Annotated in this window: 11 protein-coding genes; 2 read left to right on the top strand and 9 right to left on the bottom strand. The window is 50.0% G+C overall.

Translation table 11 applies throughout. The annotated features are described in order from the left end of the window. Window positions 1-109: 109 nt before the first annotated feature. The 9 genes from QZT18_RS22450 to QZT18_RS22410 all read right to left on the bottom strand — a co-directional run bounded on the left by QZT18_RS22450 (window position 110) and on the right by QZT18_RS22410 (window position 9,782). Complete coding sequence (locus QZT18_RS22450) at window positions 110-1,150, bottom strand: ABC transporter permease (protein ID WP_294151772.1); 1,041 nt, start codon at window positions 1,148-1,150, stop codon at window positions 110-112. Then, window positions 1,143-2,186 carry an ABC transporter permease gene (locus tag QZT18_RS22445; protein ID WP_294151770.1) on the bottom strand — a complete coding sequence of 348 codons (1,044 nt, stop codon included), beginning with the start codon at window positions 2,184-2,186 and terminating at the stop codon, window positions 1,143-1,145. The genes QZT18_RS22450 and QZT18_RS22445 overlap by 8 nt, the downstream gene beginning before the upstream one ends. After that, window positions 2,183-3,697 (bottom strand): sugar ABC transporter ATP-binding protein, encoded by a 1,515-nt coding sequence (locus tag QZT18_RS22440; RefSeq protein WP_294151765.1) that lies wholly within the window; start codon window positions 3,695-3,697, stop codon window positions 2,183-2,185. The genes QZT18_RS22445 and QZT18_RS22440 overlap by 4 nt, the downstream gene beginning before the upstream one ends. A 208-nt stretch (window positions 3,698-3,905) precedes the next feature. Beyond that, the gene (locus tag QZT18_RS22435) at window positions 3,906-4,997 is read right to left on the bottom strand and encodes an autoinducer 2 ABC transporter substrate-binding protein (protein ID WP_294151761.1); all 1,092 of its coding nucleotides are present in this window, start codon (window positions 4,995-4,997) and stop codon (window positions 3,906-3,908) included. A gap of 129 nt (window positions 4,998-5,126) precedes the next feature. Next, the gene (locus tag QZT18_RS22430) at window positions 5,127-6,791 is read right to left on the bottom strand and encodes a ribulokinase (RefSeq protein WP_294151759.1); all 1,665 of its coding nucleotides are present in this window, start codon (window positions 6,789-6,791) and stop codon (window positions 5,127-5,129) included. A gap of 44 nt (window positions 6,792-6,835) precedes the next feature. Beyond that, window positions 6,836-7,561 (bottom strand): glucosamine-6-phosphate deaminase, encoded by a 726-nt coding sequence (locus tag QZT18_RS22425; protein ID WP_294151757.1) that lies wholly within the window; start codon window positions 7,559-7,561, stop codon window positions 6,836-6,838. Window positions 7,562-7,564: 3 nt separating this feature from the next. Next, window positions 7,565-8,173, bottom strand: a complete 609-nt coding sequence (locus QZT18_RS22420; protein WP_294151753.1) for an SIS domain-containing protein — start codon at window positions 8,171-8,173, stop codon at window positions 7,565-7,567. Window position 8,174: 1 nt separating this feature from the next. Next, complete coding sequence (locus tag QZT18_RS22415; RefSeq protein ID WP_294151751.1) at window positions 8,175-8,987, bottom strand: BtpA/SgcQ family protein; 813 nt, start codon at window positions 8,985-8,987, stop codon at window positions 8,175-8,177. 15 nt (window positions 8,988-9,002) lie between these two features. Next, window positions 9,003-9,782 (bottom strand): DeoR/GlpR family DNA-binding transcription regulator, encoded by a 780-nt coding sequence (locus tag QZT18_RS22410; RefSeq protein WP_125143273.1) that lies wholly within the window; start codon window positions 9,780-9,782, stop codon window positions 9,003-9,005. A gap of 575 nt (window positions 9,783-10,357) precedes the next feature. On the opposite strand from QZT18_RS22410, the gene QZT18_RS22405 reads away from it, so the two are divergent. Then, entirely contained in the window at window positions 10,358-10,822 is a 465-nt protein-coding gene (locus QZT18_RS22405; RefSeq protein ID WP_294151747.1) for a hypothetical protein, read from the top strand. Window positions 10,823-10,834: 12 nt separating this feature from the next. Then, complete coding sequence (locus QZT18_RS22400; RefSeq protein WP_294151744.1) at window positions 10,835-11,554, top strand: DUF5131 family protein; 720 nt, start codon at window positions 10,835-10,837, stop codon at window positions 11,552-11,554. Window positions 11,555-11,608 lie beyond the last annotated feature (54 nt).

Here is an 11,608-nt window from a genome sequence, read left to right as displayed (position 1 = left end):
TTTTCTCCTGGATTCCCCCTCACCACAACCTGCAAACCGGGACTGAAGACTCATACACAACCTCCCACTCCCCCGTCCGCCGTCTTACAGAGGCGTCCTCATTTCTCAATCAACTTCTCGCCTTCCTCCTCTCCGACGTCACATTAATTATCATAACAAGGATCAGCACCAGCCCCCAGATCAGGTTCTTGTAGTAATCGGATATATTCTGGAACATTGAGAACCCGGACGACAGTGTCTGCAGGATTACCACGGCAATTACCATCCCGGCGGCCTTTCCTTTTCCTCCGTTCGGGCTGACTCCCGCCAGGACACAGATGAGGATTGCCGGCGTCAGATAGGATTTTCCAAAGTCCGATCTGGCGGAATTGAAGTGGCCGCACATTAAAAGCCCCGAGACGGATGACAGCATACCGCTTATCATATAGGTGAGCGTTATCACTCTCTTGTCGTCAATCCCCGAATATCTGGTGGCGGTCTTGTTGGAACCGATCATATAGATCTTAAAACCCAGTGAGGTCCTGTTCAGGATAAATGCCACGGTGCCCGCGCAGATGGCGAATATAATCGTGGAGGCGGGAATCATATCAAACAGCCGGTAGCTGACCACCTTGTTTAAGATCGGAGGAAGCTCTTTTACCGACGAACCGTTCGTGATTCCCACGGCAAGGCCCAGTATGATGTCGGAGGCTCCCAGAGTGGCAACCATGGCCGGTATTCCGATTCGGGAAATGAGCGTCCCGGAGAAGATTCCGCAGAGGCCTCCGATTACAAGGCCGACCGCCACGATTAACAGAAGTACCATAATCTGCACCGGAACGGAAGCGCCTTCCGGCATAACCGCTTTTAACAGCATGCAGCAGAGGATTCCCGACAGGTCGGCCACCGCTACAACCGTCAGGTCGATGCCGCCGCTGATCATGGCCAGCATCATTCCCAGGGAGAGAACCCCCATCTCCGGGAATAAATAGGCAATCAGCTTCATCTGGCCGGCCGAGAAAAAGCGGCCGCCGGTCGCCGCGGTCAGAACGGCAAAGGATATGACGAACATGGCCATCAGTTTCAGGTTGTTTGCATTTTTCTCATAAAATTCTTTCCGTGCCGCCTTTGACACTTCTTTTGATGTATCATTTAAACCGCTGTTACTCATGCGCCTTCGCCTCCTCTCCCTTATGTCCCTCCAGTATGTTTGAAGTCACCCGCTGCTCAGCGGCAACCATTTTGTAGGCTGAGGCGCAGACACCCGCTATAATCAGCACGCCCGTCATCAGTTTGGTCCAGTTGGTCGGAATCCCCAGAAGAATCAGGTTATTGGAAATTAGCTTCATCAAAAGCACTCCCAGGAAGGTCCCGAACACGCTTCCGGAGCCTCCGGCAATGCTGGCTCCTCCCAGCACAACAGCCGCAATAATTGTCATCTCGTATCCGTCAAAGAAGTTAATCTGGCACATGCCCGATAACGTCACCTGGGTCAGCCCCGTGATTCCTCCGATGAATCCCATAAAGGTAAATACAAAAATCCTGATGCCGGCGACCGGAAACCCGGCGCGTTCCGCCGCCACCTGATCGCCTCCCACGGCATAAATTCCTCTGCCCAGCATCGTGTATTTCATGATAAAACCGACCAGCAGAAGCACGGCTACCAAAATAAAGATACTGACCGGCATGGAACTTCCAAGTCCCGTCGTTACGCTGCGGACCGAGAAGAGATTAGCCGCCGCCATCCCGGAAAGAGGAGCCGGAAGCGCTGAAATAACACTGCTTTTAAGCACACCCTGGGTAAACCCCAGATAGATGGAACATGTGCCCAGTGTAATGATCAGGGTCGGCAGTTTCAGCCATGCGGCCAGAACTCCGTTAATCAGGCCGAGAAAGGCCCCGATGAGTCCCGCCACAACAAATCCGACAATAACGGGACCGTCATAGCCCGTCACCTGGAACCATTTCGTCACCGCAAACATGCACAGCATGGCGGTATAGGGAAAGGATACGTCGATGTTGCCGGATGCAATGACCATGAACAGCCCGGCCGCCATCATGCCCGGAACGATCAGGCTCCTTACAAGGTCTACAATATTATTTGCCGTAAAGAACTGTCCGCTTTTCATCTGTATCACCAGGGACAGGGCGGCAATGATGAGAATGACATAGAACTCATTTTTCTTCAGTAATTTCTTTATGCTCATACCGCTTCCATCTCCTTTCCTTCTGTGATGAGGGCCTGAAGCTTACTGCCGTCAAGCTCCGTATTCCTGTGTTCGCTTACAATTCTTCCGCTCTTAATAATCAGAATCCGGTTACAGTTCATCAGTATTTCACTGATATCATCGGAAATCAGAATAATGGCCATGTTCTTCTTTTCCGCCAGTGCCCTCAGATAGTTGTGGATATCGTATTTGGCGCCGATATCGACTCCGACCGTGGGCCCGTTCAGTATCAGCACCTTCGGTTCGGTCTCCAGCCATTTCCCCAGAACCACCTTCTGCTGGTTTCCTCCGGAAAGCGTCTGAATCCCGTCTTTCAGTTCATTTAATTTGATTCCAAGGTTTCTGACCCATTCTTTTGAATCCGCATGGCCCCTGTCGAAATCCACGGTCCTGTTTTTCTTTTTCAGGCGGTCGATGTTGGACACGATCATGTTGTTTTCAATGGACTGCGTCAGAAACAGCCCCTCGGTAAGACGGTCCTCCGGCACATAGGCAATCTTCAGACGGAGCGCGTCCATCGGTGATTTTATCTGCACCTCGCTGCCGTCCACAAACACTTTCCCGCCGTCCGCCTGATAGAGGCCGAACAGCGCCTTTGCAAGCTCCGTCCTTCCTGAGCCGAGAAGTCCCGTAATTCCAAGAATCTCTCCGGGATGAATCTCAAAGCTGATATTTTCAAAGCCGTTTTTCAGGCAGAGATTTTCCACCTTAAACAGGCTGCGGGAGTTGTCCACGTCCTGCGGGTCGAAATAGTCCTGCTCGATCTTCCTGCCCGTCATATAGTAAATAAACTGTTCATTGTCAATGTTTTTCGCCGAATCCGATACAATGTGCCTGCCGTTCCGAAATACGGTAAAATGGTCGGCAATCTCAAATACCTCATCCAGCTTATGGCTGACGAATAATACGGAGATTCCCTCATTCTGGAGCTGTCTGATAACTCTAAACAGCTTGTCCACCTCCTTGCGCGTAAGGGCGGAGGTCGGCTCGTCCATAATGATGAGCCTGGAATTATGTAAAATCGACCTGGCAATCGCAATCAGCTGCTTATCCGCGATAGACAGCGTTCCTACCGTCGCATCCAGAGGAATATCAATGCCGATGTGATCCAGGGATTTCCTGGCCACCTCATAGACGCTCTTCCAGTTTACAAATTTCTTCTTATTATAAAGCTCATAATTCAGAGCGATATTTTCAGCCGCCGTAAGGTTCGGGAAGATGGACATGTCCTGGTATATGACCTGGATTCCGAGCTGGATGGACTGATTGATGCCCAGGCTCTGATAGCTCGTTCCATCGTATACGATTTCCCCTCCGTCCGGTTTATAAAACCCGGATATAATCTTGATCAGCGTAGATTTCCCACAGCCGTTTTCCCCTACCAGGCAATGGATTTCTCCCTTTCTGATCACCATATTTACCTTATCGAGAGCCTTAACTCCCCCGAAATGCTTTGATATCTCTTTTACTTCCAATAATATATCATTCATCTTGCCACCTGCCCCTGTTTGCCATTCAATATGTCCGGCACTCAATCAATAATGCTTGCGTATCCAACTCTTCGGATACGCAAGCATAAATTTCTGCAAACTACCATAAGAAGCATGCTCCAGGTTACCGTTCACACAGGATGCGTCCCGCGGCGCGTGCCGTTGTCCGCAGCGCGCTGGTTTCAGCGGGGTATGAACAGTAACTGCTCTAGAATTGGTAATCACCCATATTATCTTTATTAATTGTAAGGATTGCGCTGCCGCTTATGTCGGTTCCGTTTACGTTGATGCTGCCGTATCCGTCGATTCCCAGATCGAACCCTGTGGCGATCTTGTCTTTTTCCCCATTCAGAACCATAACGGCCAGCTCGCACATCGCTTCACCCGATAATGCCGGATCCCAGCAGAGTACGCACGGATTGGAGCCTGATTCCAGATAAGGGCCTGAAACGGACGGAACGCCCGTACCTACGGCATAAATTTTTCCTGTCATGCCAAGCTCATCAATCGCTTTTGCAGCTCCCGGCGGGTCATAGCTGGATGCGCCGATAAACCCTTTGATTTCCGGATATTTCTTGATAATCTCTTTAGATTTGTTGTAAGCCATATCCATATTGTCTTCACACTCGATTCTCTCCTCGGGAATCAGCTCCATGTTCGGATAATTGGCTTTCTGATGCGCCACCGCGGCGTCCATCCACTGATTGTGGGATGTGGAAGACAGGAATGCCACCATTGTGACATACTGGCCTTCTTCTCCCATGGCCTTTGCCAGCTCGTCCATCATGGCCTCGCCGTACTCGGTATTGTTAAATGCCTCCAGATCGTAGTCACACTCATCAAATCCTTCCGCCTCGTGGGTAATTACCACGATTCCCTTCTCCCGCGCCTTGGCAAGAGCCGGTTTGCACGCCTCCGGATCGATCGGAACTACGCAGATTGCGTCGATATCCTGCTCTATCAATGTTTCAATTACCTGGATCTGCTCTGCGGAATCCGTTTTTGACGGTCCCTTTACATAGCAGTTATGTCCCGTCGCCTTGGCGTACTCATCCACGCCCTCCTGATGGCGCAGACACCACGGATCCGACATGTCTTTTACTACTGTGGCAATCGTGTAACTCTTGCCCTCGTTAGCGCCGGTCTTCTCCGCGCCTGCATCGGCCTGTTCCCCTGCCTCCGCTGTTCCCGCAGCTTCCTGGGCCGCCTTCGTCTCTGCGGCTTTAGAACCGCCGCAGCCGGCCAGTGACACCGCTGCCATGGAAATGATCATTACTGCCGATAGTAACCTTTTTTTCATATAGTTCCTCCTTCTACATTTTATCGCTGCAGTCCCGTCCGCTGCCGTTACGGCATTTCCGGAAACTGAAACTTAATCACCCTACGGCACCCCTTCCGATGCCCCGCCGTAACAGAAAGCCACGGCAGATTATCTCCGCCCGATATTCCTTAACCCCTTCATAAAGGAATCATCGCTGCCGAATATATCATGCAATTTTCTGTAATAACCGTACAATTCATCGTACAGCTCTTTTTTCCGGCCGTCCGGCGTATAAATCACCGTCTCCGGCGGAATCAGGCGTTTTGAAGCTTCGGAAAAATCTGCGCATCCCGGATATCCGTATACTTTTCCAAATGCCACGGCCGCACAGGCGGCTGCGCCTCTGGCCGGCACATTGTCAATCCGTGGGACGATCACCTCCTGTTTGAACACATCCGCGCACATCTGCATAATCCACGGGCTTTTTCCTGCGATTCCTCCCACCGCGTAAATCGCTTTTATCGGAACGCCGTTGTCTTTGTAATTTTCAAGGATTCTCCTGGAGCCAAATACATTTGCCTCTACAAGAGCCCTGTAGATTTCTTCTGTTCTAGTTTGCAGGGTAAGGCCGATGACGGCTCCCGATAAGTTGTAGTTGGACAGGATACTCCGGTTCCCGTTAAACCAGTCCAGAGCCACAAGGCCGCTCTCCCCCGGTTCCAGCTTCTCCGCCAGTTCCCCCAGATAGGCCAGTATGCTCTTTCCTTCTTCCTGGGCTTTCTCATAATACTCCCGAGGAACGGAAGTTTCGGCAAACCACTGGAACAAATCTCCCGTGGCCGGCTGTCCGGACTCATATCCGTAAAGCCCCGGAACCATTCCGTCCGCCGCCACCGAGCAAAGTCCGTCGAATGAGCAGAACTCCCGGTACATCATCTGATGGCAGGTGGAGGTTCCCATTACAAGCATCATACTTCCGCTCTCCGTAACTCCCGCTCCGCATCCCGCCACAGCCCCGTCGCTGTGGCCGGCGGCTACGGCCGTTTTCACCGTAAGCCCCAGCATCTTTGCCGCTTCCTCCCTGAGAAAACCGGCGCAGTCGCCGACATCGATAATATCACCTGCAAATTTTGTTTCCGTTAAATCTTCCATTTCCGGGTCGAGGGCCCTTAAGAAATCCCTGTCCGGGTACCCCCTGCCTTTAATCCAGAACGCGTTCACCCCCAGAACGCCTCCTGTCCTCTTGAGGTTCCCTGTCAGCCAGTAGACAATCCAGTCCACGGCCTCCATAAACAAATCGGTTTTCCGGTAGATCTCAGGGTCTTCCCTGGCTACCTGCATAATCTTTGGAAACATCCATTCCGATGAGACGGAGCTGCCGAAATATTCTTTCAGCCATGTCGTATGCTCCCTGGCATAGCTTTCTATCTCCTCCGCATAGTTCTGCGCCCCGTGGTGTTTCCACAGTTTAGGCCATGCATTGGGACGGTCCCGCAGGCCGGGATCCTTACATATGGGAAGGCCGTCCCGGTACAGGGGTACCATGGTGCAGCTCGTAAAATCGGTCCCGATGGCGGCCACATCCTCCGGATTTATCCCGGAATCTCCAATCAGCCGGGCCGTTACGGCGCACATGCTCTCGATCCAGTCATCCGGATCCTGCAGAAACCATTCATCTGGAAGCGGGATCGGTTTATGGTGCATCATGCCGGAAATCACCCCGTTTTTATAGCGGCTCTCGGCCGAAGCCATCAGCCGTCCATCCTCGAGTCTTAAGGCCACTCCCCTGCACGACAGGGTTCCGAAATCAAATCCTAAAACAAATTTCCCCATCTGTTACTCTCCATACTCCATAGCATTGCGATTCACAGCCTTCGTCATTTCATCTCCGCTTCCAGCTCCCGGTCAATGATCACCGTCGCGTCGCGGCATACCTTCAAAATGCTGCATGGGAGCATAGGATCAATCCTGTCGTCTTTAAACAGACGTCCTATCGCGTCCGCTTTGGCCGGCCCTGAAGCAATCAGAACCACCTTTTTAGCCCTGACGATTCCGGCCATCCCCATTGTTATGGCCTTTTTCGGAACATCCTCCCGGCGTTCAAAGAAACGGGAATTCGCTTCAATTGTTTCCTCTTCCAGTTCCACCACATGGGTATTGGCTGTAAAAAACTCTGCCGGTTCATTAAATCCTATATGCCCATTGCCGCCTATTCCCAGAACCAGGATATCAATGTCATTCTCCGCAAGAAAGCCGTCGTAGCGCCTGCACTGTTCCTGCGCATCCCCCGTTCCGTCGGCCAGCATAATATTTTCTTCCTTTATATTGACCTTGGAAAACAGGTGGCGATCCATAAAATATCCGAAGCTCTGGTTATGGCTTCTTGGCAGACCGGCATACTCGTCCAGGTTGATCGTCCTCACCCCGGAAAAGTCGAGTTTTCCCGCCCTGTAGTCCTCCGCCAAAAACCGGTACAGCCCGATGGGCGAACTTCCCGTCGCACAGCCGAGAAGCGGATGCGGCGTATTCCGTATCACATCCCCGAACAAATCAGCCAGAATACGGCTGCTTTCCTCATAGCTCTCCGTCACAATCCGTTTCATCCTCTATTCCTCCGAAGCAAGCATGGCGCCGACTCCCCCGGCCGGATGAACGAGCTTAAAATAATTTTTATCAATGCCGTTATACAGCATACAACCAATTGAAATTGCATCAAACAGGGCAAATACCGCGGTAACGGAAGTTGTAGACAGACACTGGTAAGGGCATGCCTCCTCTCCCGTACTGAGGATCAGGTTCAGATCGCTCTCAAGAGCGATAGGCGAACCGGGATTCTCGGTCACCGTGATGATTTGGGCTCCCCTGGCTTTGGCGACGGGTATCAAATTTATCATCTCCGTCGTTTTTCCGCTCTTGGAGATAATAATGACGATATCTCCCGGCCGTATCATTCCGTAATCCCCATGCGGGGCATCCGCCGGGTTCAGAAACTGGGACGCTCTGTCCACACAGTTAAACACCTGGGAGACCTTTTTTGCACAGGCCCCGGAAGTTCCGCAGCCCGTTGTGATGATCCTTCCCTCACATTCCGCTATCATCTGCACTGCTTTGACATAACTGTCCCTGTCGACGGTGTCGGATAGCCGAGCAACCGCATTCGCCTCGTTTGCAAATGTGCGGAGTGCGCTGCCGTAGATTTCTTCTGCGGATATCATGTTACATTCCTCCTCTGAATCGTTTGACTATATCCATAAATTCTTTTACCCGGTTTTTATCAACCTGGTTTTCGAATTTACCGTCGTATTTAAAGGTGGTTGCAACAACGGCTCCGTCGGCAATGCTCAGAAGACGCTCAATTGTCTCTTTCCGGCATCCCGTGTTGGCCAGCACAACGGTTTCCGGCACTTCGGCCTTTACTTCCTGGAGCGTCGACATATCCGTCGGTGAGCCCGCCGTCAGGCCCGACACACATAAAGCATCGGGACGGCAGTTAAAGACCGTTGATTTTGCAATCTGTCTGATCTCCCTGTCCGCCAGGTATCTGGCCGCCTCCGGCACGATATTAAAGAGGAGCTTCACATGTTCCGCCCCGATTTCCCTCTGATGCCGGACCACCTCGCCGCAGCAGGTGTTCCACAGCCCGAAATCACTGGCGTAAACGCCGGTAAATATTTCCCTTATGAATTTGGCATCGACGGCTGCGGCCAGATCGAGCGAAGCTTTCGGATCCCATAAAACATTGACACCGTATGGAATTGATATGTAGGGCTGGAGTTCTCCAATGACTCTTCCCATCGCGGCGACTGTCTCCCTCTTTACTTCCGTAAGATAGGGGAGGCTGTATTCATTGCTGAACATAATCGCATCAACTCCGCCCTCCTGAAGGGCATCCAGATCCTCTTTTGCCTTTTCCACCACCCACTTAATCCCCTTCTCCTTATCATAGTAGGGGTCCCCAGGCATTGCCTGCAGATGGAGCATGGATATGATCGCCTTCTCCGTACCGATAACCTCTTTCAGCCAACTCATAAATCTGTATCCTCCTTATACTACTATCAGATGGGGTATCTTCTTATCCAGATATTCCCTGGTCTCCTTATCGACGCCCGAATCTGTAATGATCGTGTCAAACTCTTCTATATCACATATTTTAGCCAGGGCCTTCTGCTTAAACTTGGAATGGTCCGCCAGCAGTACCGCCCTCTTGCCGCTGGCAATGATACTTTTCTTGATTCCAATTTCCATAAAATTGCTGTTATAGACGCCGCTCTTGGAATTCACGGCATCGGCTCCCACAAAGGCGATATCCACATACAGCTTTCTGACCAGCTCCTCCGCGATATCTCCTATCAAAACACTGTAGCCGTCCCTTCTGACGCCGCCCGTTATAATCATTGTCGAAGAATTGTCCAGTTTGACGGTCGAAGCGATATCCAGGTTGTTCGTCACAACGGTCAGCTTCTTGATACTTTCAAGCTGCTGTCCCAGCATCAGCGTGGTTGTGCCCGAATCAAGGAAAATGCTGTCGCCGTCTTTAATCAGTGTCACGGCTTCCCTTGCAATCCTCGTCTTCTCCGGTATCATCGCTTTCATCTTCTCGTCATGGTACTCTTCAAATCCCGTCCCCTTATGGAGAACCGCACCTCCGTGCGTCCTCTCCAGCAGGCCCGCAGCCGCCATATCATCCAGGTCCCTCCTCGCGGTCGCCTCCGATACATTGCAGAGTTCCGATGCTTCCTTGATGGAGATACTGAATTTTGACTTGAGGTAATCCGAAATCTGCTGCTGCCTCTGGGCCGGTATAGAATTTGTGAACTGTGACATATTTTTCTCCTTCCTGTGATATAGAATATCACATATTGCAATGTTTTGCAATATTTATTTCATATTATTTCAAAATACTTCACATAAAATTGCATTATCTTTCATTTTTCTTGTTTAAGTTACACATTGATGCAATCTATTGCATTTTTATGTTCTTTTATTTTTCTCTTATTAAGTATAACTCAGATAGCTGCTTTTCGCACACATTAATTGATAAATCCACACATTCGTTCCTAATTCCGCTCATGAACTTTGCAACAATTTTCATTATTTTTCATTCAAAGTTTTATGCAGCTCCGGGCGGGCGCCTTCTGCATATTGTAAACATTTGTAACAGTTCAGCCATGATGCATCCCGCGAGGTGTTTTCGCATATTTTTTGCGAAAATCCCGAGTTACGCGGCGCGAAACGGTGCTTTTTACCGTTTCTGTGCATCATTTTGTTGCAGTTTGGCCGAAGGCTGAACTGTAACAAACATTTTCCTCCTGTGCCGAAAAGCGATGACGAAATCATAAAATAGTGATAAACTAAATCCATATGTCTGACCGACAACAGTTCGAAAGGAGTCACTTAAAATGGTACATTTGGTCTACTGCGATAATACCGGCAAAAAGGGAGAACATGTTTTAGATAAAATTTTAGAAGGAACAAAAACAATGATCGTCAGGGGAGCCGCCGGAAGAAAAATCCCGCACAGCAGAGTCTTTGAAAATGAGACCCTCTACTTTATGGAAAAAGGCACCACTTCCATTTGCGCAAAAGCAGCCGTAAAAAACGTTCAGAATTTTGTAAAGCTGTCCGATGAGGAGATTACAGACATTCTGGACAAAAACCAGGGGAAGCTGAATCTGACCGATAAACAAAAGGCCCGCTGGCATAAAAAATGCCTCTGTCTCGTGGAATTTGACAAGGTGGAGAAAATCTCCCCTCTCGAATTCGACCATCAGGGAAACATGGACGACTGGCTCATTATCGAAAAGATTGAAGATGTGACGGTTGGGACAAGCATTCCTTATAATTATGAAAAGTCCAGGTTTTAAGAGGAAAAAGACATGTCGATGTGGAATCCGTGGCGGGGCTGTAAAAAATGCAGCGACGGCTGTAAATATTGCTATATCCATAAAGGAGATTTTAAAAGAAATATAGACACGAACGAAATCATTAAGACAAAGGATTTCGAGAAACCGATCCTGAAATTAAAAAACGGAAATTACAAGATGAAGCCGGGACTGGTCTATCTCTGTTTTTCAACCGATTTTCTGATAGAGGAGGCGGACTCCTGGAGAGAAGAATGCTGGGCGATGATAAAGGAACGCTCCGACTGCGATTTCCTGTTTTTAACAAAAAGGATCGGCCGGTTTATGGACTGCGTCCCCAATGATTGGGGTGACGGCTATGACAATGTAATCGTATGCTGCACCATTGAAAACCAGGAAAATGCCGATTATAAATTACCGGTATTTCGCGATCTGCCAATCCGGCATAAGTGCATCACGGCACAGCCGCTGCTGGAAAGAGTTAATATTGAAAAATATCTGGACGATATCGAGCTGGTTGTGGTCGGCGGCGAATCAGACTACAATGCCAGACCCCTGAATTATGACTGGGTGCTGGATATCAGGGAGCAGTGCATCAGGAAACATGCGGCCTTCGAATTCAGACAGTGCGGCACACATTTTATAAAGGACGGGAGGCAGTATACGCTGCAGACAAAGGATTTGTGTAAGCAGGCGAAATTAGCGGGAATCAATATTGGCTGGGAGGGAAAATAGGGATTTAATTGAGATGCGAGGACGCCTCTGTAAGACGGCGGACGGGGGAGTGGG

This window comes from uncultured Clostridium sp. (assembly GCF_900547735.1).
Classification (GTDB): domain Bacteria; phylum Bacillota; class Clostridia; order Lachnospirales; family Lachnospiraceae; genus Otoolea.
Note: the sequence above shows the minus strand (reverse complement) of the source record. Positions and strands in the feature narration are given on the sequence as shown.

What these genes read in the sequence shown, in the direction of transcription:
- QZT18_RS22450 (WP_294151772.1), bottom strand. Translation starts at nt 1,150, where the DNA reads ATGAGTAACAGCGGTTTAAATGATACATCAAAAGAAGTGTCAAAGGCG.
- QZT18_RS22445 (WP_294151770.1), bottom strand. Translation starts at nt 2,186, where the DNA reads ATGAGCATAAAGAAATTACTGAAGAAAAATGAGTTCTATGTCATTCTC.
- QZT18_RS22440 (WP_294151765.1), bottom strand. Translation starts at nt 3,697, where the DNA reads ATGAATGATATATTATTGGAAGTAAAAGAGATATCAAAGCATTTCGGG.
- QZT18_RS22435 (WP_294151761.1), bottom strand. Translation starts at nt 4,997, where the DNA reads ATGAAAAAAAGGTTACTATCGGCAGTAATGATCATTTCCATGGCAGCG.
- QZT18_RS22430 (WP_294151759.1), bottom strand. Translation starts at nt 6,791, where the DNA reads ATGGGGAAATTTGTTTTAGGATTTGATTTCGGAACCCTGTCGTGCAGG.
- QZT18_RS22425 (WP_294151757.1), bottom strand. Translation starts at nt 7,561, where the DNA reads ATGAAACGGATTGTGACGGAGAGCTATGAGGAAAGCAGCCGTATTCTG.
- QZT18_RS22420 (WP_294151753.1), bottom strand. Translation starts at nt 8,173, where the DNA reads ATGATATCCGCAGAAGAAATCTACGGCAGCGCACTCCGCACATTTGCA.
- QZT18_RS22415 (WP_294151751.1), bottom strand. Translation starts at nt 8,987, where the DNA reads ATGAGTTGGCTGAAAGAGGTTATCGGTACGGAGAAGGCGATCATATCC.
- QZT18_RS22410 (WP_125143273.1), bottom strand. Translation starts at nt 9,782, where the DNA reads ATGTCACAGTTCACAAATTCTATACCGGCCCAGAGGCAGCAGCAGATT.
- QZT18_RS22405 (WP_294151747.1), top strand. Translation starts at nt 10,358, where the DNA reads ATGGTACATTTGGTCTACTGCGATAATACCGGCAAAAAGGGAGAACAT.
- QZT18_RS22400 (WP_294151744.1), top strand. Translation starts at nt 10,835, where the DNA reads ATGTCGATGTGGAATCCGTGGCGGGGCTGTAAAAAATGCAGCGACGGC.